Annotated in this window: 18 protein-coding genes; all 18 read right to left on the bottom strand. The window is 33.9% G+C overall.

Features of this window, described 5'->3' with window-relative positions:
* Positions 1-214: 214 nt before the first annotated feature.
* Positions 215-547: a CRISPR-associated protein Csn2-St gene (gene csn2-St / locus G634_RS0117355; RefSeq protein ID WP_026506329.1), complete on the bottom strand. Its 333-nt coding sequence runs from the start codon at positions 545-547 to the stop codon at positions 215-217.
* Positions 548-561: 14 nt separating this feature from the next.
* On the bottom strand, positions 562-1125 hold the full coding sequence (cas1, locus tag G634_RS19940; protein ID WP_051234265.1) for a type II CRISPR-associated endonuclease Cas1: 564 nt from the start codon (positions 1123-1125) through the stop codon (positions 562-564).
* A gap of 189 nt (positions 1126-1314) precedes the next feature.
* Positions 1315-4617: a type II CRISPR RNA-guided endonuclease Cas9 gene (gene cas9 / locus G634_RS0117345; protein ID WP_026506328.1), complete on the bottom strand. Its 3303-nt coding sequence runs from the start codon at positions 4615-4617 to the stop codon at positions 1315-1317.
* Between the two features lie 121 nt (positions 4618-4738).
* Complete coding sequence (locus G634_RS0117340) at positions 4739-6937, bottom strand: EAL domain-containing protein (protein WP_035800675.1); 2199 nt, start codon at positions 6935-6937, stop codon at positions 4739-4741.
* Between the two features lie 91 nt (positions 6938-7028).
* Positions 7029-8312, bottom strand: a complete 1284-nt coding sequence (locus G634_RS0117335; protein ID WP_026506326.1) for a YkvI family membrane protein — start codon at positions 8310-8312, stop codon at positions 7029-7031.
* Positions 8309-9406 carry a ribose-phosphate pyrophosphokinase gene (locus G634_RS0117330; protein ID WP_051234263.1) on the bottom strand — a complete coding sequence of 366 codons (1098 nt, stop codon included), beginning with the start codon at positions 9404-9406 and terminating at the stop codon, positions 8309-8311. The genes G634_RS0117335 and G634_RS0117330 overlap by 4 nt, the downstream gene beginning before the upstream one ends.
* 236 nt (positions 9407-9642) lie before the next feature.
* Positions 9643-10143, bottom strand: a complete 501-nt coding sequence (locus tag G634_RS0117325) for a hypothetical protein (protein WP_026506324.1) — start codon at positions 10141-10143, stop codon at positions 9643-9645.
* Positions 10144-10231: 88 nt separating this feature from the next.
* Positions 10232-11026: a DUF1295 domain-containing protein gene (locus G634_RS0117320; protein ID WP_026506323.1), complete on the bottom strand. Its 795-nt coding sequence runs from the start codon at positions 11024-11026 to the stop codon at positions 10232-10234.
* Positions 11023-11877, bottom strand: a complete 855-nt coding sequence (locus G634_RS0117315) for an SDR family oxidoreductase (RefSeq protein WP_026506322.1) — start codon at positions 11875-11877, stop codon at positions 11023-11025. Before G634_RS0117315 ends, G634_RS0117320 begins: the two co-directional genes overlap by 4 nt.
* Before the next feature lie 95 nt (positions 11878-11972).
* Positions 11973-12530 carry a TetR/AcrR family transcriptional regulator gene (locus G634_RS20660; RefSeq protein WP_051234261.1) on the bottom strand — a complete coding sequence of 186 codons (558 nt, stop codon included), beginning with the start codon at positions 12528-12530 and terminating at the stop codon, positions 11973-11975.
* 627 nt (positions 12531-13157) lie between these two features.
* Complete coding sequence (glgX, locus tag G634_RS0117305; RefSeq protein ID WP_026506321.1) at positions 13158-15242, bottom strand: glycogen debranching protein GlgX; 2085 nt, start codon at positions 15240-15242, stop codon at positions 13158-13160.
* 45 nt (positions 15243-15287) lie between these two features.
* A complete protein-coding gene (locus tag G634_RS19930) occupies positions 15288-16379 on the bottom strand; it encodes an HAD family hydrolase (RefSeq protein WP_051234259.1) in 1092 nt (363 codons plus the stop codon).
* 99 nt (positions 16380-16478) lie between these two features.
* Positions 16479-18065 carry a SpoIIE family protein phosphatase gene (locus tag G634_RS19925; protein ID WP_035800671.1) on the bottom strand — a complete coding sequence of 529 codons (1587 nt, stop codon included), beginning with the start codon at positions 18063-18065 and terminating at the stop codon, positions 16479-16481.
* A gap of 11 nt (positions 18066-18076) precedes the next feature.
* Positions 18077-18502 (bottom strand): ATP-binding protein, encoded by a 426-nt coding sequence (locus tag G634_RS0117290; protein WP_242826842.1) that lies wholly within the window; start codon positions 18500-18502, stop codon positions 18077-18079.
* Between the two features lie 111 nt (positions 18503-18613).
* On the bottom strand, positions 18614-19789 hold the full coding sequence (locus G634_RS20655) for an anti-sigma factor antagonist (protein WP_051234257.1): 1176 nt from the start codon (positions 19787-19789) through the stop codon (positions 18614-18616).
* A 24-nt stretch (positions 19790-19813) separates the two neighbouring features.
* Positions 19814-20668, bottom strand: a complete 855-nt coding sequence (locus G634_RS0117280; protein ID WP_026506319.1) for an HD domain-containing protein — start codon at positions 20666-20668, stop codon at positions 19814-19816.
* Positions 20669-20718: 50 nt separating this feature from the next.
* Positions 20719-22497: an MATE family efflux transporter gene (locus G634_RS0117275; protein WP_026506318.1), complete on the bottom strand. Its 1779-nt coding sequence runs from the start codon at positions 22495-22497 to the stop codon at positions 20719-20721.
* A gap of 64 nt (positions 22498-22561) precedes the next feature.
* Complete coding sequence (locus G634_RS0117270) at positions 22562-22861, bottom strand: STAS domain-containing protein (protein WP_051234256.1); 300 nt, start codon at positions 22859-22861, stop codon at positions 22562-22564.
* Positions 22862-23013: the final 152 nt, after the last annotated feature.

The raw sequence follows: 23013 nt of genomic DNA, 5'->3' as shown, positions 1-23013 counted from the left end.
GTTTTCAAATCACTTAATTTCTCTAGGTACTAAAATGAAGCTTTCGAAAGAATAATATATGTTCCTGTTTTCAAATCACTTAATTTCTCTAGGTACTAAAATATCAAATATAGTAGTACCTCATTCCTTGCATACTAGATATAGAACGTCTTCTATTTCTAACAAGCACTTTTAACATTTCAAAAGCCTCCTTCCTCTTCAATTATAACATATATTAACTTGTCATATATGATATTTCTGGATTACTTGCCCTGATCCATTTTTCTTTGATATTAACTGATTTATTTAACATTTTTAAAACTACTTGATTTTTTAAATCTATCAAAGTATTACTTTGACCAATATAATGAACAATATCATCTAAAATACTTGCTAATTCATCATCTGTACATTCAAAGTTAAGTGGATAATTATCACTAATGAACTTTTTTATATGCTCACCTTCACCTATATAGAAAACATCATCATTTATAATATTTACATTTTTGAGTGATTCATTCGAATAATAAAAATAACCATGCAGACTTGTAGAAAAAATAAAATACACATTACTATTACTTGTTATCCCCTAATAATAGCATATCCATAATCTAGCCCCGAATTCAAAAGAATATCTTCGTTACCTCTAGAAAAAGATGCAGACATCAGTGTATTAAAATAAACTTTCGCAGAATGTGCTTCTCTATTAGTTGGATCTCCATCATCAACATCTTTTGACCAATTATCTAATTTTTCAATTACCTCTTTAGAAAAATCATTTTTTAAAAGAACTTTTTTCTGATTTTCTATTTTTTTAACAATTATTTGCTTCCAAAATGAATCATAGAATTCTTTATCTTTATTTATCTGAGTTAGTATTATTTTTGAAACCCGACTATGATTATCATACGCTCCAAACAAACCAATCGGTAAATGTTCAAGATTACATATAATCATAGATATATTATAATCCGCAAGTGTACTCATTAATCTTGCTGTAAAATTAGTTTTTAAATTATCAACAACAATAACAGAAATATCCTCTAACGGAATCCAAATATCGCCTTCACCTTTATCAATTAACAGATTATTATACTTTAATCGAAGTGACACATCACTTTCGAGCATTACCACTCTATAAGCCATATAGCACCTCCAATAATAGCTTGTTATCATTTAAATATCACTACAAGAAAAAAGGATGCCCGTCGGCATCCTTTGATTTCGGCATAAAGCCTTGTTTTAGTAGGTCTAGAGAAATTAAGTGATTTGAAAACTTCTAAACCTACTATTAGTTTAATCCAATCCGACCAATTTAGCAAGTATAACCTATCATTATTTTTTCCCTAAAATCGTCTCAAACTTTTCACTGTTACAGTAATATCTATTTCCGAGTAAATCGGTTCGTATTTTTCTAACCATTTTTGTTTTTGACAACCCAACTAAATGTCTTTTATCAAAATTTGCTGCATCGATGGGTTTTGTTTCAATATAATTTCTTTGTTTTGGCTTGGTTCTAGACAAAAAGCGTTCTGTAAAAATCTCTCCATTCTTTTCGTACTCTATAATCTCATTCTTATAAAAGGAAAGTCTAAATTCATATCCATACTCTTCTAGGTCTTTTCTTTTTTTACCCAAAGGAAGCATATTCTCTTGAATAAGTGCATTCGCATATTTATTTTCATCTATTACATATTCGTTACCATCACACTTAATATCCGACTGCTTTATTCCTACAAAATAATAGTTTTTATCACCATTATTGTAATATACATCCATCCTATAAGGTTTTAATGAATCTAGAATTACTTTCCGACTTCCTTCTTCATGACCATATTTATGAGAGATATCTATGCAACTTCCTACCTCGCCATCGATGTATCTTAAATACTTTATTCTTGGGCTATTATCCTTCTTTGAATACTTCCTTATCGTATCTCCTGTTTCAATTTCATATTGAAGAAACGGATTTTTAGCATCAGCATAATCCTTATATATTTGCATAAGCCATTCAAAAGTCCTTGCATCATTCTTGAACATTAAAAAGTTATCTTTTTTCCCACTTGTAATCATTTTTTTAAACTTATCAATACCGTCATCTGTCCTAATATCCAGCTTTCTTATCTTAAAAATCTTGTCGCCAAACTTCCTAGTTCCATATATCGTTTGGTTACATAATCCTCGATTACACTTTCTGTCTACCTGATACCAATATTTATTGTTTTCGGAGGCGATTTCGATATTTTTCTTAATCGTCATCCACTTTTTCTGGTAAGTTTCCTCACGATAAGCAATATCTTTATCAATAAGCTTTTCGAAACCATTTTTATCAATATAAGCATTATTACTATAGTCTATATAATTCTCAGTAAGTTTTTTATATGCATCATAACCCATTTGCGAAAAGGCTATTAACATAGCATCTACAGCATGATGAACATATGATTCTTCTCTGTTCTTTTCAAGCTTCAAATTCATTCGCATCTGATGTGTAAAGCTTCCACGAATGACCTTAACTTTAGTATCACATTCTTTAACAGCAAAAAACGACTGCAAGGTTTTTAAAACAACTCTTGACGCATATCTAGTATCATTAATATTGCGATTAATAAAGCCTTTCAAAACCTCAATCTTATATATATCTTCTGAAAAAAGAAGATTTTGACGTTTTTTGTTATAAACTGTTCCTTTGTAAGTACTAAGCACATAATTCATAAAATCATGAAAATCCCATTGTCTATTAACATTAGATAAATATGACATAGGAGTTCGATTTCCCTTATCTTGATTTTCTGTAGAATACACCAAGACTTTATTTGATCTACTGTCATCAAAAGAAATAGACAAAGGAATAATATGGTCTATTTCAAATAAGCTTGGATTATTAAGAAGATCATCAATTTTAATTGGTCTTCCTGAATAAACGCATATTCCTTGTTGTTCATTCCAAAGTCTCAATTTAAGACCTAATTTGCTATGATTTTTGAAATCTGCCTCAGTAATACTTATTCCATATTCCGCTTTAATTTTCTTAATAATACTACCAAGTTCCTTTTCATTGTTTTTTTGAAAATCTATTATCCTCTTTTTTTCTTCATCTGTATTTTTATCTCTAGGCATCTCAATAACAATACGGTCTGGATAACCATATTTTTTGATAAGAGAATTAAGAATACGAACTGTGATTCTTACAGTCTTAGATACCACTGGATTATATATTTCCTCGGTAATAAGAGTCGCAGGTATAAAATCGTATTCTATGAACCTATCATCTTTAGATTTAACTATCCCCATATCAGTAAGAAGCTGCATCTGATTTTTGGGCTGAGCATACAATTCCGGAATCAGATCTTTCATAATTCGTATTCCAAAAGACTGCCATTTGTTAAACAAAGAACTGTTTTTCTTTCTTACATCAATGATAATATCTATAACATCACTCGGAAGCTTTAAATGATTATCATCAAAACCTTTTTGAATAGATTCTCTATTTGTATTTAATGTCAGAATTTCTCCAATCAAATCTAAATCTTCAATCGACATTATATTAATATCAAAATCGATAGATTTTAAAGCTTCACGAAGCTTATTATATACTTCAAAAGAATGAAATATCTCTTTGTCATTTTTATCTATTCTTGCACCAGTCATATTAAGGTTGCCAGCCTTAACGCCTACAACTTTGGCAATAATATTTCTCATATTTATGCTTTTGGAACTCTTTACAATATCAATAATTCGATGTTTTTCTTCTTCTGTCAACTTTCTTCCCTCAACTGTTAAATTATTAAGGTCATTTAACAGATTGAATTCCTGTGCAGTATATGAAGCACCTGCTGCTCTTCTTTCATATGTATAAACACTACATTTACCAATTAATTTGTCAAAGAGATTTGCCTCTGTATGATAAGTTCCATCTTCATTTTTTTGAGTTGTATAAACCCCATAATCAGTTCTGGATTTTTCATTACCAGGACCAATATAGTATTCTCTTTTTCTGTTAAAAATATCCAAATATATATCTATAAAATCATTTGTAATCATATTATTAAAACAGGCTTGAACCGATAAAAACTTTTCGATTTCTTTTCTGTAGGCACTTGTTGTAAATACATTTCTTAAAGTAATAGTATTTTCTCCATCAGATACTGAAATATTTCCCCTATATGCCCCATATTTCTCCAATCTATCTAACTGTATTTCACATGGAAGTTTTGATTTCAAAAGATTTTCATTAAAAGCTATACTCTTAGAATACTCATCTGATACATCTCCATCATCAGCATCATCTAAATATGAAATACCTCTATGTTTCAAACTATTAAGGAGGACATAGAAAATCTCATTATCATTAAGCTGCTCCTTTAAACCTTTTATTCTGAGCCTAAGAACTTCATTTAATTCTTCCTCAGGAATAGTAAAACCAGCTTTAATCCACATCTTTTTAAAATCATCAATTCTTGTCCTGCGCCTTCTAGATAACCTTTTTCCCTGACGAAAACCTCTTCTTTCTACATTGTTAGTAGAATCAGCACATGAAAAAATATTAGAACATGACTCGACAACATCATAGTTATCATTAATAACTGCCCATCCAACAGAAGCTACTCCTAAATCAAGTCCTATTGTATATCCCATAAAACACCTCTCCATCCAACACAAATATGATTAAACATCAGTTCATAAATACTTAAGTTTATTTTCACGAAACAACAATTATATTATACTGCAAAAACACTCAATTCTTCACTCTTCTCCCCTAAAACAACACCTCAAACTCATTCCTAGTCATCGGTTTATAGAAGAAATACCCCTGCATTTCAGAGCATCCCTTATTCTCTAAAAAATTAGCCTGTTCACTGGTCTCGACACCTTCAGCGATAAGGTCCATTCCAAGTGCTTTAATCATCTGGATTACATACCTAATGATTGTATTGCCTTTTTCCATATTGCCTGTTCCTGACAAAAAGTGGAGATCTAGCTTGATGCAATCAACTGGGACTTCCTTTAACATATGAAGTGACGAATAACCGCTTCCAAAGTCATCTATTTCAACTCTGAAGCCATACTTTCTGAGTTTGATAATGCTATCTATCAGCATCTTGGGATTATCTGCAAAAGCGGACTCTGTTATTTCGATTCTGAGCTGGTCTGTTGCAACATCATATTTTTTTACAAGTGTATTAAAATGGTCAGCGATATCCCATCCTTCTCTGATATCCAATCTAGAGAGGTTCACAGATACATATCTATGGTCTCCTTGTTCATTCCACTTCTGCAAATCCTTGCATACCTGTTCCCAGACATAAGAGTCCAAATCGACTACAATTCCAGCTTCTTCAAGTAGTGGAATAAACTTAGCCGGAGAGATAAATCCCAGTTTATAATGATTCCATCTGCACAGAGCTTCTGCGCCTACTATTTTTCCTTTAGAATAATCAATCTGAGGTTGGTACCACACCTGTATTTCACCTGATTTTAGTGCAACCGGCAGATGATTACAAATTTCAACTACATTTTTTCCCTTTTCCCATTGCTCAGGATTATAGAAAGAAAATCCGTCTTTCCTTGTGGCTTTAACTTTTTTCTCAGCTACTCTTGCAAAATCGAGCATTCGATCAATATCAATATTCTTATAATCTTCAGGTGTAAGTACATACACGCCACTGCAAATCTGAATCTGATACTCTTTTCCTCTGTCTATGAAAAAATTTCTAATAGGTGTAATTATTTCCTCGTTATCACTATTCATGTCTTCATCACCACCGATTTTTCTCAAAACAGCGAATCTATCACCGGTTATTCTACCCATTACTTCATATTCTGAAAGAGATGCTAAAGACTTGGATGTCCAAAATTTAAGGAGTTCATCTCCCCATTCCCATCCAAAACTATCATTGATAAATTTAAAGTTATTGATATTGTTAAAAGAAATCATATATGGGATTTCCGGATGATTTCTGATAAGTTCTTCAGCTTTTTTACGGAAACCATCCATGCTAAGAACACCTGTAAGCGAATCAGTGTTTATAAGATTATTAAGCTTTTCTTCTTGATGTCTCTTTTCCTTCTTGATTTTCTCTCTTGCTATTACTAAGATAGATACAATCAGGACAACAACAAGAAATGCGATAATTCCGTATTCGTAGATATAGTCTTCCAAATCGTATCTGTAAAGTTTTCTGGATGTATAATCCAGCGTAACTGACTGAATATAATTCTCATTAAGAGTAGATATACCTTTATTAAGCTTGTCGATAAGAACTCTATTATCAGAATTATCTATTGCGCCTGCCATGAAATCCATAGAGAACATAAGCGCAGGTTGCACAACAAGATTATGATAAGAAGGCTTTTGCAGCACGTAGCTCCAGACATAGGAATTATGCAATAGGCAATCCACTTTATTATTTCTAAGAGCCTTCACACTATCAGCCATTGAATCATATAGTATAATTTCCATCCCCGGATAAAGCTCATGAACAGTTTCCGCTGCTCCTCCAAGAGATTTAAGCATTCCAACGCGCAGGTTGTTAAGCGAAGAAAGCTCCTTTTCTCCATCAGTAACAAGAGTAAAAGGAGTCTGCATAAAATTGGCAGTAACTATGCTTTTTTTACCAGATGCGCTTATAATAGCACTTCCAAAAGGCATTACTACATCATATTCTTCACTATCAAGTGCCTCTTTGAGAGTAAGTCCATCAAGGCTTTTGAACGACACCTCAAGTCCCGCCTCTAAGGCGGCAGCTTTCATAAGCTCGGCACCAATCCCAACGATTTTATTAGAATCATCGATATAGAAAACAGGACACCTATCTATAGGCACGCCAACAGTAATAGACCTTTGTTCCTGTAGTGCTGCGGCACTTTTTTTTGATTCACAAATAGAATCTCTAAAAAGAAAAATACTGCATCCTAGTAGCATTAATACTATTATCTTTCTGCACTTTTTTCTCATATCAGATAATGACTCCCTAATATTCCTGCAAACAGAAAATTATGTCTGCAATGAAATCAAACAGTAAAACAGGTTATATCAAGACCCTACATTACTTCTTATCAATCTTAAGTTCCTTTTTTGCAAACTCTTTCTCGTCAATAGGGCTATTAATAATGTCATGCACATAGTCTTTGACATCGCTCTGCAGTTCCTTGGTATCTGCAACCGACTGCTTACTTAACTTTTCGAACTGTTCCTGATCTTTTTTGGTATATGGAACGCCTTTAGCGTGCTTTTTTAAATGAAGCCATATCATCTTTCTGCGGATATGCTTTTCTTTATTTATACTACCTTTTTCTCTATACCATGCCAATAACAGTACTATTAGAAGGACAACTCCCATATATCCAAGCACTGGATACATATATGCCACAAGATTCTTAAATCCTCCGAAGCTACATATATATCCGGCGCCTACGATAATAATCATGTATTTCTGAAGTTTTTTCTTGTCAGAACCTGCAAATCTCTTAGCAAGTCCGTAGAAAAGGCTAAACGCTGTATTAAATATCAGTGCGAAAATAACTACCGCATAGATAAACGCAAGAGCTGGGCTAATCTGATTGATTATCATCAGCATTGGAATTTCTGCAGAAGAAGCCACGTCAATATTTGTAAAAAGAGTAATCGTAGCACAAAATACCACAATTCCTATAAGGACACCACCAAGTGTTCCACCCTTTTCCGCTACGCCGATTCTAACTATAGAACCGCCCAGTACAAATGCCATAGAAACGCCAGTTAATACACAAAGGGAAAAATAATTAATTACAGATAGCCACACATTAGGAAGCGCAGGCTTAATAGTCCTTGCCTCAACATCAAGAAGTGCAAAATCAAGAGGCTTTGTAACAAGAGAAAAAAGCATAAGGCCAAGAATAATAACGATTATGATAGGTGTGAATATACCAAGAATATTTGTTATTTTTTCAAAATCAAGGAATGAGACGAAGATTATTAGAGCTGAGCAAATTAGCGCACCAAGCCATGACCAAATGCCAAACTGCTGTTTAACATTGGCACCAGCACCTGCTATCATGACAAATCCCATGACGAAGCTAGAGATTATCAAAGTAAAGTCGATTATCTTGTTTAAAATAGGTGTAGTAATCTGTTCAAAGACTTCCTTGTGGCTCGAAGACTGATAATATGACCCCAACGTTATAATGATCCGGCCAAACAAAACATTGAGCACACCTAGAAGAAACGCTCCAAAAATTCCTATTTTACCAAAGCTTATAAAATACTGAAGCAAATCCTGTCCAGAAGACAAACCTGCTCCGACTATAACTCCAACATACGCTAGTGCTACTGTTACAGATTCTTTTTTCATAGTGAGCTCCCTTTGAATCTTGCAATTGTCTCTCTTATTCTCTTTTCAGGTTTACTTAGTTGCTGCATAGACTGATTCTTATTCAAGGTATCGATAATGGCAGCTATATACCTATTCATATTTACACTAAAATAGTATTCTTTTTCTAACAACTCAGGTTTCTGATATACAAGATTAGTCGTAAATATCCTATTAAAAAGACCTTCTTCATAAGCCTTATCAATCTTGTCAAATCCGCTTGAAAAAAGTCCAAACGAAGAAAAAACAAAAACTCTTCGTGCACCGCGCTCCTTTATCTGACGACACACATCTATAAGGCTTCCACCCGATGCTATCATATCATCCACCACAATCGCATCCATTCCATCAAGACTTCCACCGCAGAATTCATGTGCCACGATAGGATTTACGCCATCCACAATATTGGCATAGTCTCTTCTTTTATAGAACATTCCCATATTCACACCAAATAGTGATGCAAAAAAAACTACTCTTTCCGTAGCTCCTTCATCTGGTGCTATGAACATCAACTTTTCTGAATTTATTTCAACATCTTCATATTCTGTCAAAAAAGCCTGAGTAAACTGTAGGGCTGTCGATATAATCTCTATTCCGCCTAGAGGAAGAACATTATGCATTCTAGGATCATGTGCATCAAAGGTAATAATGTTATTAACTCCAAGGTTTTCAAGTTCCTTGAGCATCATGGCACAGTCCAGAGATTCTCTGCAGGTCTTTCTATGCTGCCTTCCCTCATACAAAAAAGGCATTATTACAGTTATTCTCTGCGGCTTACCATTACATGCCATAATCACTCTTTTTAAATCCTGATAATGATCATCTGGTGACATGCGATTGTAATCACCATCCATTTTGTACTTAATGGAGTTATTACATATATCGACAAGAATATAAATATCTTTGCTTCTGACAGATTCTTCCAATACACATTTTCCTTCACCGCTACTAAATCTCGGACATTTGGATGGAATAATAAAGTTGTCAGCATTTCGCCATTCACACAAAATATTATTAATTCGCGTTGCCTGTTTTGAAAAAGATTCTAGTGTAATAATACCAAGATTATCTGCCATTATTAAATGACCTCCATCTTATGCTATGTTGCTATAACTATACCAGACCAAAACTTATCATCAGAAAAATTTTAATCCGAGTATCAGGATTTTTGCTGATAATTTTTCTAAACTTCAGAAAGTAGTCATAGAACTAAATTTATTCTGCAATATTTTAATTACACTACAACGAGAGAAGCCAAAAACTTCCCCTTTATTCATATTTGTTATTACATATCCAATTATACATTATTTCGTTATCTGTTGTCTAATAAAATGATTACAGCCACTATCAAGAACATAAATTGAGCAAATATATTCGTAAATTGTTCAATCCAGTTATTTCTAACATCGCTTTTATTATGAAATTTAAAAAATAGAGTCATAGCGACAAGTCCAAGAATTCCTGATGTAAGAAAAATACAAGTCGGAAACATGTAAAGCTTATCAAAGCCATATAATCTAAAATATATAAAAACTTCAATACATACAATAATCATCCCTATTGGCATGAATACTATAAAAAGAGGTCTATTAAGAAAATGATAATCTCTCTTTTTGGTAGCCAGTAAAAACTTCCACATAACTTTACACAATCCTCCTGTTATTGTAAGAAATGCTCCTATAGAGAATACACTATTATCAATCTTTATTCCCATGCATATACAGCATAAACTAAATAGCATAACCGGAATAGCATCCACTATAGCAAGACTAAGCGTAAAGTCTTCATACCCATCAACAATACTTTTTTCCATGATTAATTCCTCCAGACGTTATACTCTTTAATACTATAACGCCTATCCCTCATACTTTATGCATTAAGCTATACAAAATACTGACTTCTTATCTTCTTGCAGTTTTGCTCAAATGATAGATTGGTACAAAAGGAAATAAAATAGGAGTAGAATCCACATAATCCCAATACTCTTCTAATTCACCGTAGTTTTCTTTCTGACGTTTTTCCAGACGCTTTGCACCATCGAACATAACATACAGAATCAGTACATAACCAATAAAAGCCATAGTCCATTCTACATATCCATGAATAGCACCTATTCCGCTTAAAAATATTCCGGTCCAAAATATGATTTCCCCATTGTAATTAGGACATCTGACATATTTATACAATCCCTTAGTTGCAACCATATCTTTTCTTAGTTTTTTCTGATTAGATTTTTCTAAATCAGCTAGTGATTCAATTACTATGCCTGTTAGTGAAATAAATGCTGAGATATACACAATCATGCTATCTTCGACTTTATGGGCGAACCTACTATATACACATATAGTTTGTAGAACATACATACCACATAACAAAAACCAAAGAATAAGTTTTACCAAAAAAGGCATCTTTTTATCACTTTTTGAAACCTTAGCAAGTACTTTTTGATAGGCTTTATTCCTCATCTCTCTTACAAAAAGAAAAGAAGAAAGCCTTGTTCCATACATAATCATGACCATACATAGTAATAGTGTCCCTATCGTTAGGCTTTTTCCAAACATAAAAAGTAAAGATACCCCTATTCCTGCAACTGCAAGACCGTATCCAATCGACATAAACCAGACATATTTGTAAAATCCGCAACAACTGCACACAAGTGCTACAACAAAAATAATACCAAGTTCACTAATACTCATGTTAAAGAAAACTCCTCCTCTATATATTCTTTAAAGCTATGACTTCCAACTTTCTGCTCGCCCACAAGATCAGCAGTTAACGTGAACTTACTAAACCTTATGATATCTGCCTTTCCAGTTTTTTTTATATCATTTATCAAAATAAGTATATCGAACAGAAACCTTGGTGCTTTCTTAACGACACATGGCTTTTTAGCTGCGTCAAAACACATCTTTGCTATTTCATCATAATCATAGATTTCTTTGCCGCCTATTGATATTATTTTACTTTCATTAAAATCAAGGTTTTCGACAATGTACTGCGCAAGATCCCTTGTATCTATCACATTGCAGACTCCGGATTTTTTCCCTAATAGTGTAATAACACCTTTTTCTACCATAGGCTTTAATACATGTACTATGTCATAGAAATAACCAGATGGACGATAGATAAGATAATCTATTCCGGATGCCATAAGCTCTTTCTCGAACCTTGCCTTAGCATCAAGCAGTGGTATTTCCTTATGCTCATCTGCATGTACAACTGATATGAAGATAAATTTCTTCACATTACTCTCCTTAGCCTCTTTTAAAAGATTCATGTTGCCTTTATAATCAACATCGTATGCATTTACAACTGCAGAGGCTTTAGTAAGACCGACCGTTGAAATAACCATGTCGCAACCTTTGCAGCATCCTTTTATAGAATCAGAATCCATAAGGTTAGCTTTAACAAAAGTAAAATTGTCAAACTCTTCCATCTCTTTATTAGAGTTTCTTCCAAGACCTACCACTTCATGCCCGTCAGCAATTAGTCTTTTCAATATTTCCTGTCCTAAGTGTCCAAAAGGACCTGCCAATAATATTTTCACTGTGTATGCACCCTCCCATAAAAACTTGTCAGCATTTTCTTGTTCGTACAATAATGCTCGTACAGTAATACTTTCACAATTATAATCAGACGCAATTATAATAAATATTTTTTAGAAATAAGATTAATAAGAATATCGATATCCATCTTAGTATTCCCTACGCATAGCAATATATTCTCTGATATAAAACAAATTGTCTTCTCGATATCACCAATTTTTAGCATATTCTCTTTTTCTTTTGGAAAACGATTTAATAACCGACTTATAAAAAAAGCAAGTTCATTAGAAAGCTTCGTGTGATATTTGTGGTAATAATCAGAACTCTGCTTAGATGACGTTGTTTCAAGCCATATATTCCTATTGCCAAGAGTAAACTCATTAAGAATTATAAATATGCTCCTGACTCCCTCCTCAAAAGAACATGCTGCATCGATACTATAATCTATCTTATTTTTGGACTTGTCCCATCTTCTTATAATTACTCCTGCAACTAATGCATCTTTACTCGAATAATAATTATAAATAGTCCCGACAGCTACTCCGCAGCTTTTAGCAACGCTTCTAATCGTAAGCTCTCCTGAACCCTTTTCATCAATTATCTTCTCAGCCTGAATCAGTATCTGCTCCTGAATATGCATAATAATCTTTGGCATACACCCTCCCGTTTGATTAACATTACATGTCGGTAAAAACTTACAACATGTAAGCTGTATACATAACATAAGCACCCATTTATAAACTGAACATGTTCATTTTAAAATCTAAAAAAAAGATTGTCAACTCTAGCTATGACTTTTGTCACTACGTTCCAAAAACTACGCAAACTGGCCATTTGAAAAGGCTTCGCCTTGGACCAGTTTGCCACTTGACTTTTGTTCTCACGAAACTCGCAGTAAATGCGAGTTTCTGAATGTAAGTGACAAGAAGTCATAGTTTTTTGTCACTACGTTCCAAAAACTACGCAAACTGGCCATTTAAAAAGGCTTCGCCTTGGACCAGTTTGCCGCTTGACTTTTGTTCTCACGAAACTCGCAGTAAATGCGAGTTTCTGAATGTAAGTGACAAGAAGTCATACTTTATTGTTACTTATATTTGATAAATGAGTTTTACTGGCTTGTAATATTTCATGAGCAGAACTGTTTATAAACGTTGGTACTTATGCGCTGTTTTTTAGCGCATTACGTACCACTACGTTTATAATCAAGCGAAAGCGTGTCTGCGACGAAATATACAAACAGTAAAACGGACTATATAGAAACAATAACCTATAGTTTTTGTCATCATTTTGCTATAAGCACGATAGCACTTCTTGATTCTAAAAGCACATGTCCTTCTTCGCACAATATTATCTTGGCATTAGCATTTGCTACTCCTTTTCTGGAATCTGCTGCCAAATGCCATTTCATCCCAGAAGGTATAATAGGAAGTTCTATTACATGTTCTTCCCAATGTGCATTTATTCCGACATATATGAAAGAATCTTTTTTTAAACCATACTTAACGTGGTCTTCTGCATACATGTACCCTAACACTAACCTTGGAGCTAAAATATCGTATTCCCAAGGAATCTCACTATGGAAAGAAAGCTCAGGATATCCTGTTCCATTAGGAGCTTCATCATAAGTCGTATTCCTAAGTACAGGATGACGTTTTCTAAATTCTATAAGGTTTCTTACATACTCAAAAAGAGCTTTGTTTAATTTTAAATAGCTCCAGTCAAGCCACGATACCTCATTATCCTGGCAATAAGCATTATTGTTTCCAAACTGAGTATTGGCAAATTCATCCCCAGATAGAATCATTGGAACTCCGCGGCTTGTAAGAAGAATTGTAAATGCATTCCTTATTTGCCTCATTCTAAGGGTATTTACTGATTCATCATTTGTTTTTCCTTCTATTCCACAGTTCCAGCTGTTGTTGTCATTTGATCCGTCACATCCGTTTTCACCATTTGCTTCATTGTGTTTGTCATTATATGAAACCATATCATAAAGAGTAAATCCGTCGTGACATGTAACAAAGTTAACAGAAGCTGTTGAACCTCTATCGCCATAAATATCTTTAGAACCGCCAATTCTCCAATAGAGTTCTGTCGCATCCTCAGCGCTTCCCTTAATAAACCTTCTTATACAATCCCTGTATTTACCATTCCATTCAGAAAATCTATTCCAGGAGGGAAAGCTTCCAACCTGATATAAACCACCTGCATCCCATGCTTCTGCAATTAGCTTCGCTTTCCCCAAAACAGGATCATTAGCCAAAAGTTCCAGTAAAGGTGGTGAAAACATAGGTGTTCCGTCACTATTTCTCGTTAGAATAGATGCAAGGTCGAATCTAAAGCCGTCAACATGGTATGAAGAAACCCAGTATCTAAGGCAATCAAGAATCATAACTCTTACAACCGCATTATTTCCATTAAAAGTATTGCCGCAACCGCTGAAATTGTAATAATACCCTTCCGGTGTCAGCATATAGTAAGTTCTATTATCTATTCCTTTATATGAAATATATGGTCCGTTCTCATTACCTTCAGCTGTATGGTTAAACACTACATCAAGGATAATCTCTATACCATTTTTATGGAGCTGTTTAATCAAATTTTTTAATTCATCTGCCTCCATTCCGAAAACTGAAGATACTGCATACCCGGCTTTTGGAGCAAAAAAACATGCAGTAGAATATCCCCAATAGTTCAGAAGGCGATTTCCATTGTACTCTCGCTCATTTTCAAATTCATTAAACTCGAAAATGGGCATAAGTTCAATACAATTGATACCAAGCTTTTTTAAATATGGGATTTTTTCTATAAGGCCATAAAAGGTTCCTTTATGCCTTACGCTTTTATCATTCATAGTAAATGATCTGACATGCATTTCGTATATACAAAGTTCGTTCATGTTATAACCAAGGAGATTGTCACCTTCCCAGTCATAATCTTCCCTTATAATCTGACCTCTTTGTATGAATGTATTTTTTTCATCAGGTTTCTTTCCCCATACACTGATTCCAGAAACGGATTTTGCATAAGGATCCAGCAGTACCTTGCTTTTATCAAATAAAAGCCCTTTTTCAGGAATAAAAGGCCCATCAAAACGATACCCATACTCTACAGTGTCAACATTTAACCCAAACACCATGATAGAATAAACATTTCCAGTCTTGAACTTGCTTGGAATTTCTATTTCAACAAATGGATTAAGTGCGCCATGATGATATAAAACAAGAGTGCAGGAAGTAGCCTCTTTAGAATAAATACTAAAATTTACTCCATTCTCAACCACACTTGCCCCAAAAGGAAACACTCGTCCTGCCCTATATTCTAAATCTCCTATTTTGTTAGTCGCTATAGTATCAATTAAAACCATATGTTATATCCCCAATACAGGTCCTAGACTTACGAAGGCTTTTTATTACTTTTTACTTACACCTTCGCCATATATAGTAGTCCAGTCATTTTTCATTGAAATAGGAATCCAGTTATTCTCTTTACATGATTGATACATCTTCTCAGCAGAAGAAATCTTACCATTTTCTCTTTCTGTATCATCACAGCACAGCATAAATGCAAGGCTCTTATGTGCATTATGACTTGTTACATATTCAGCCATACTAAAATCACCAGAACTATTACCAAATGCAAGTACAGGCTGCTGCCCGATTTCCTGAACAATGACATTAACTTTATTCATCTTCAAATTCTTTATTATAAAGTTTCCGCCAAGAACAACCATATCGTTTTTCTTATACATATAATCAAGGCTATCTGTATTTTCCTGATGATTAGATACAAGACTCTCATCTGAACCTATTATCCTGCATGGAAGAATAGGAAGCTTACCTTTAACTAGACCACGTACTATAAATCTGTCTGTACCTGAAACGATATAAACCATAAAACCGTTTTGATGAAGATAATTTATTACCTGAATCATAGGCTGATAGAATGCATCGCCCTTAGTCATATTGTTGTAGCCATTTGCAGGAGTATCTCTAAACTTAGCAATATAGTCTGTAAACTCATCTATTGTCATTCCGCGAAAAGCACTTGCAACCGCCTGACCATGTTCTACATCAAGGCCTTGAGGATAAACGCCTGTATTAGCAAATTCTAATGACTTATTTGCAGCAGCTTTCTCTGCATCACTTGCCTTATCCTTATAACTGCTATCTTCCAAAACTCTATATTCAAGAAGCTGATGATCAAAATATACAGGATCTGTCTCACAAAAAAGCGTACCATCTAAGTCAAACACAGCAATTCTGTCCTGAAGAGGAATATAGTTTTTACTTTCTGGATTAGTAACATCACTAACATAAGATATAAGCTCATTTTTGGCTCTTGCAGAGTCCGTCCACAAAGATAAAGGAGCCATATCATCTGCACTAACTACAAAAGCATTTTCATAAGAATTAATGTACAGCAGTAAGCTTAGAATAAGTATAATAGAAGCTTTAAAGATACTACATCTTTTTTCTCTAATAATCTTAGACAATACCTTCATATGAACTTCCTCCATTTTTGAATTACAAAATCCTGACTATAGTAACTCTGTTAATGAATTATCATCTTCAATTCAATTTCAAAAACTTCAATAAAGAAATCAATTATCTCCGCTATACACAAAACACATCATCGTAATATCATCAAATTGAGGAGCATCTTTGACAAAATCATCAATACTGTTTTTCACACAGCCAAGAATTTCCTTGGCACTTACATCTGGATTATTATTCATTGCATAAAGAAGCCTTTCGTCACCAAAAAGTTCATTTTCTTTATTAGTAGCTTCCGGAACGCCGTCTGTATAAACAAACAATTCATCCCCTGGATAAAGGATAAACTCATGCTCTCTAAATCTAATTCCCTCCATTGTAGCTACCGCAGGAGAATGCTTATATTTCTGAAGTTCGAATACGCCGCCTTTTCTCTTTAATACAGGATGTTCATGCCCTGCATTTGCAGCAATTCCTTTTCCTGTTGAAATCTCAATAATGGCAAACCATACAGTAACAAATAAATCAGATTTATTGTTTTCACATAGCTGATCATTAACATCCATAAGTATTTGGGCAGGTGATAATTCACCACCCATAAGTGTTCTGTTCTTAATAAGTGTCTTGGCAATGACCATAAATAGAGCAGCTGGAACACCTTTTCCGGATACATCAGCCATTACAAGGGCTATATGATCATCATCAATCAGGAAGAAATCATAAAAGTCACCGCCAACTTCCTTAGCCGGAGTCATAGTTGCAAAAATGTCAAATTCTTTTCTATTAGGAAATGGTGGAAAAATACTCGGAAGCATATCTGCCTGAATCTGCGTAGCAACATTTAATTCTGCGCTAATACGCTCTTTTTCAGCAGTAATATTTTTTATATCTTCTATATACTCGACAATTGTTTTCTCCATCTTACCAATTGCCATAGCTAGATCTTCCACTTCATCTCTTGTAGTAATAGTAGATAGAGAATTATCAATACTAGATGTATCTTCTGAAAACTGCTTCACATTTTTCCTAATAAGCATGATTGGTTTTATAAGATTCTGATTCATATAATTCCAATGAAGCACGCAGAATATAGCCAAAAGGAAAGTTGCCACAATACACATATTAAGAAGATATTTTAAAATAGTCGACTGAATAATCTCCATATTAGTGTCAACAAATAAAAGTGCCACAACATTTCCCATACTGTCGATTACAGGTAAACAACTAGATGTCAGGAATCCATACTTCGAATGCCTTACAAGGTAGCTATCTGGCCTTTTACCATTTTTAAACGAATTCCAAACCTCATCAAAAGAAGCAGCTATAGGATCAACAAAGCCAATTTCGCTCCCTGAATCATATATATACTTTATAGTCTTATCTTCATAGGGAACTCCAATATATATGTAAGCGGCATCAGAACACTCCTGAATATACTTAAGATAATCAACCATCAGATCATAATAATCGTCCGCTTTCCATGTTTTGGAATATTCAGCTATCTTGTCATGGTCTATCTGTTTCAGAATAATATTAGCTACAACGTAGCCTCGCTCGTTATATATCCTTTGAATAACCCTATCAAATATATACGAACCACAGACGCACATTGATGCATTAATAAGTAGAGTAAAAACGATTATAGCAGCAAGCGCCTTTCTATTAATTCCCCATTTATGTTTCTTTAGTTGCATAAGACTTCCCCCTACACTTTTTTAGTGATGGTAAGCTTGTTCTTTCCATCCTCATATGCATACCTAACTTTATCCATGCTCTTTTTTACCATGTAGATTCCAAGTCCGCCTATTTTTCTTTCCTCGGCAGAAAGTGATACATCCGGATCTTCTTTTTCTAAAGGATTAAACGGAATACCAGAATCCGTAAATGTAATACTCACCTCTTTGTTATCATTATCAATTTCTATAGTGATAATGGCCTTTCCTGTTGCAGGAGTGTATGCATAGTGTGCAATATTAACGAACAATTCCTCTACAGCTATATCTATCTGCATTTTTATTTTCATGGAACATGCTGTAAGTTCAAGATTTTCTTCTACAAAATCAATGACACTTTGCAGATTATCTGTAAGTGCCTCTATTTCTAATTCATGTTTTATAATGATATCACTCACCAAATTCTACCTCCATAAAAACAACAGGTTAAGGAGTATATGCTTATAAAAAACAACAAATTTAAAAATAATCTCGTTAAGTTAGAAATAATACTACTACCCACAAAGACTTTAAATGCTTAATGATTTGACTTTCTTTAATAACTCATCAATATGCTCAACTGTATGCTTAATACGCGTTTCTCCAAGATCGCCATTTTTTAAATCGGTACTTTCAAGAAGATATAAAAATCTAACTGCTGCCACAAGTCTTATCTTTGATAATGTATTTTCTTCCTCTTCCTTACTGCTAAAAGTAAAATAGTTCTCCACAATAAGCTTCCATATCAAATCAACCTTGTCTTGCGAAAGTCCAAGAAAGTTCATAGAATTACCAGGCTCATCTTCTTCAAATTCCTGATATGTTACAAATAGACCTGCCAATTCGAAAACAGGATTTCCCAGTCCCAGCGTGTCCATGTCAATAAGCATAGCTTCATTTCCGACCTGCATGACATTTTTCATCTGGACATCACCATGAACAACTGTATTTTCATCCTCCATATCTTCAAACAATTTCATTAAAGAATTATATTCATTTTCATCAAGGCAGTTTTTTATAAAAGAAATATATTTAATAAAACGTTCTTTATATGAAGGAAAATCTCCTTTGTTCATCTTTGTTCCATGAACAAGCTTTAGTAAAGAAATATATCTTTTTATAACATCTTCAACATTCTCTTTCTCATATTGCACAAGGTCATGAAAAGTGCTGGCATTAAGGAGTTCAAACACTGAACCATAATCATCACCGACCTGCACTATATCATAGGAAATTGCTGTAGGTATTCCGGCAAGAAAGGCTTTGCGCGCCATTTTCTTTTCATTTTCAATCATTGGAATACTGTCTTTTCCCTTATAAACCTTTACTATTGTCTCTTTATCAAGTCTATATACAGTTCCAAAAAAACCTCTTCCGATAACTTCTAAATCGTTCACATTAATTTTTCTATAAGCCTTTTGAACATCAAATATTTCTGTAAATCCAGTTGTATCAAAAATGTCATAAACATCTCTCGATACATTTTTTATAGTAACTTTGCCACCAGATTTCTTACATGCCTTCATCAAAACTCTAAGCCCTGCGCTGGAGATATAAGACAAATCATCAGCATCAAATATAACTTTAGCACCATCATTCTGATTAACAGCATCCATAATTTCATTTTCGACTTCACTGGCATTATTTGAATCAATTCGACCTGTTAATTCAATCACAAGTTCATCATCTTTTCTTTTTATGTTCATGAGTACCTCTTTTCGCATAAAAAATCACAAATACTCTATAATTACCTTTTCCTGAGAAATTATAAACTGATTTCTTTTAAGTGCCACGTCTTTACAATATTCAAGTGTACCCTGAATCTTTCCAGCAAGATTTTCGACAAGTTCTTTAAATCTGGGTTCTTTTAAACTAACAATAAGAACAATCTCTTTGTCTCTAAGTTCAACAGTTCTTATAGATTCATGAGTACCAAATGCATCTATATCTACCTGCCTAGTAAGCTTTGATGTATCAAATAAAATCTCTGGGTTTCTATCAAATCCAACGTCAATCTCATCTGCAAGACGAATTATGGAAGCTAAAAGCGCTGTACGTATTATTCCATTTGAAGTCTCCAGGTTAGGATATTCTTTTTCATCTAGTAAGTCTGTTTTTCTATGACCTCTTGAAACCTGTACTATCGGAAAAACAAGTTCTTTTGGAATATCAAAAAAATCATAATATTCATTTATGTATTGACCGCTGAATTCATGATGATAATCTCTAATTATCTTTGTTTCACTAGCATTTGGATGAAGTTTCATATATGATGACAAATCTATCTTTTTGGTAAATTTATCAAAGCTTTTGCGGCTCACCCCCATACCAATGTCATGCAGATAGCAAGACATTATTAGTACATAACACTCCTCTGCACCAAACTTCTCTATATTTTTTCCTATTATCTGATTACAAAAGTCAAGCACATCCATGCTGTGTAATGATGAATGATCCGTAAAATCAGGAAACCATGAAAAAAATGATTCCAGCATTTTTTGAAGAACGATTACACTGTCTTTCATTCTTCTATGAAGATCTGGATCTAGATTTTGAAGCCTTTTTTCTAACATAAAATCATGCATACACATTTTCCTTTTTACTTCGTAGACAGCTTATTTTGTTAATTATGTCCCTATAACACTATATTTATAAATAGACAATTACTATTAAACGTATTTATATACCTAATGTCCTTTGCAAGACTCATTACAGCCTTTATTCCAATATTTTTATTAGAATTATCATCTTTATGAAGTTCATAATACTTCTCCGGATCAAAAGCAGCGCAATAGTCCCTTAAACTAATAGAAATCTTGTCTTTATCCGCATATAATCTGTAATCTACAAGTACTTTGCTTCCTTTTCTTGGAACCCCATGCACAACAATATTTCCGGCCATCTCCTCAACGAAAAGCGAAACAAGATTTGCCTGCCTTTTATTAACACCATGTTGTTTGCAGAATTCTGCTGCCCTACGGCTTTCGCTAACAACATCGTTCATATCTGCAATCTGAGCAACGTAATTATCTTCTTTTGCACCACCAAAGTCTTCTTTAAGAAACATATAGTCTTCCAGTTTCTTTGGTATTCCCTTATTTTTAATGCATAATGCAATAAACATTAGCAAAATAAGAAGCGCTTTACCAATAGCAACAGATGCCATAATACCCTTTGATTCAAATAACATGCCTAAAACAAAAGCCATCGATACAGGAATAAAAAGCCTTTCTGAAAAGCAAAGAATATTAACCATTTTTCTGTTTTGGATTCCCTGAAGATAGTCCTGATACGACTCGCTTATTGCATCAAGAGGAAGTCCTAATGCCATACACCTTATACTAAAAACCGATAATTCTACTACTTCTGAATCATTTGTATAAATATTCGAAAGAATAGGTGCTGTAATAAATACAATAATCCCAACTGTAACCGTTACACATACACACATCTTCATTGCATAAAAAAAGCATCTCTTTAGTCCATCTTTATCTAATGCGCCATAATACATAGACGACATCGTCAAAAGAGTTCTGCCAATACCTACGCTGATACAAAACATCAGCATATTTAAATCACTCTGCATTCCTTTGGCAGCAACAGCCGCTGTACTGACTGCTATAAAAAGATTTATTCTATTAGTTCCAATATCTCTTAATATAGTGGCCAGTCTTTTAATAAACGATAGAGACCCGTTTTTTACAATATCCTTAAAATGATTATATGTTAATGCCTTTAATGAAAATCTAAAATAACCACCCTTTTTAATGAAATGAATCATTATGACGCAAAGCTGCAACCACATAGCAATAGAGGTCGCAGCTCCCATACCAAATATGCCACCAGAGAAGAAGAATACATTTAGAAAATCGCCAACAATATCTGAAATACACAAAACCGATGCAGATAATGATACAATTTTTTTCCCGTTATCCATTACAAGATAAGGACTTAAAACTTGTGTCAGAATAACAGCAGGAATACCTATCACATAACCATGTAAATAATTTAGCATATGCTCATAGAGCTCTGGTCTTTTAGAAACAGATACTCCACACACACGAAAAAGCACTCCTGGCGAAAAAATGCATAGCGTAACAAACAATGCTGCAATTATAATTCCAAACAAAGCAGAGAAAGAGAAAACAGCATTTGCCTCATCCCTATTTCCAGTTCCGACTTTATTCGAACATACAATCTGCCCGCCTATAGATATGAAACTTGCGAACAAAAGAATAATGTTCACCATAGGAGCAAGAAGAGATACTGCCGAATATGCAGCTTCTCCCAGAAATCTGCTTGTTACTACACCATCAATAATATTAGCCACAACTCCTGTCATCTGTGTAAAAATCATAACAACAGCAGCTGGCAAAAACATGCTGGCTATAACATCTTTTTCTTTTTTTTTCATACTCTTTTTCTCCGGCTTTATATTCTTCGCAAATTCATGTAACAATTAAGACGATAGTCTAGATTTACTCAATTGTAAGAATATCTGAAAAACCGGTAACCTCGAATATCTCTTTTACTTCATCAGAAGCATTCGTTACTACCATATTTCCATTCTTATTCATTACCTTTTGGACTGAAAGAAGAACTCGTAGTCCGGCAGATGAAATATACTCCAAATCAGCAAGATTAAATACAAGTTCCTTTACCTCATTTAATGCATCTTTTAATTCACTCTCTAGTTGAGGTGCTGTTGCTGTATCAAGTCTTCCCGAAAGAATCACCTCTAACTTATCTGCCACTGCATTTTTCTCAATGTTAAGCATACTCACTTCTCCTTTCGCTTCTTTTAATACTCTTTCCCATTAATCTACTATGACAAGGATAAAAATTTTTCAGGATTCACTATAGTACAAAATTAGAAATCCCAGATACTAATACTCTACACTCATATATCGGAATATTTTATAAATTCTTT

Source organism: Butyrivibrio sp. NC3005 (assembly GCF_000424545.1).
In the GTDB taxonomy this organism is placed as follows: Bacteria; Bacillota; Clostridia; order Lachnospirales; family Lachnospiraceae; genus Butyrivibrio.
Note: the sequence above shows the minus strand (reverse complement) of the source record. Positions and strands in the feature narration are given on the sequence as shown.

Bases quoted from the DNA above. Each gene is read 5' to 3' on its own strand.
- cas9 (WP_026506328.1), bottom strand. From the start codon at position 4,617: ATGGGATATACAATAGGACTTGATTTAGGAGTAGCTTCTGTTGGATGG.
- G634_RS20655 (WP_051234257.1), bottom strand. From the start codon at position 19,789: ATGAACATAAAAAGAAAAGATGATGAACTTGTGATTGAATTAACAGGT.
- G634_RS19930 (WP_051234259.1), bottom strand. From the start codon at position 16,379: ATGAAGGTATTGTCTAAGATTATTAGAGAAAAAAGATGTAGTATCTTT.
- G634_RS0117320 (WP_026506323.1), bottom strand. From the start codon at position 11,026: ATGAGTATTAGTGAACTTGGTATTATTTTTGTTGTAGCACTTGTGTGC.
- G634_RS0117325 (WP_026506324.1), bottom strand. From the start codon at position 10,143: ATGGAAAAAAGTATTGTTGATGGGTATGAAGACTTTACGCTTAGTCTT.
- G634_RS0117330 (WP_051234263.1), bottom strand. From the start codon at position 9,406: ATGGCAGATAATCTTGGTATTATTACACTAGAATCTTTTTCAAAACAG.
- G634_RS19925 (WP_035800671.1), bottom strand. From the start codon at position 18,065: ATGCAACTAAAGAAACATAAATGGGGAATTAATAGAAAGGCGCTTGCT.
- cas1 (WP_051234265.1), bottom strand. From the start codon at position 1,125: ATGGCTTATAGAGTGGTAATGCTCGAAAGTGATGTGTCACTTCGATTA.
- G634_RS0117335 (WP_026506326.1), bottom strand. From the start codon at position 8,312: ATGAAAAAAGAATCTGTAACAGTAGCACTAGCGTATGTTGGAGTTATA.
- G634_RS0117280 (WP_026506319.1), bottom strand. From the start codon at position 20,668: ATGCATGATTTTATGTTAGAAAAAAGGCTTCAAAATCTAGATCCAGAT.
- G634_RS20660 (WP_051234261.1), bottom strand. From the start codon at position 12,530: ATGCCAAAGATTATTATGCATATTCAGGAGCAGATACTGATTCAGGCT.
- glgX (WP_026506321.1), bottom strand. From the start codon at position 15,242: ATGGTTTTAATTGATACTATAGCGACTAACAAAATAGGAGATTTAGAA.
- G634_RS0117275 (WP_026506318.1), bottom strand. From the start codon at position 22,497: ATGAAAAAAAAAGAAAAAGATGTTATAGCCAGCATGTTTTTGCCAGCT.
- G634_RS0117340 (WP_035800675.1), bottom strand. From the start codon at position 6,937: ATGAGAAAAAAGTGCAGAAAGATAATAGTATTAATGCTACTAGGATGC.
- G634_RS0117270 (WP_051234256.1), bottom strand. From the start codon at position 22,861: ATGCTTAACATTGAGAAAAATGCAGTGGCAGATAAGTTAGAGGTGATT.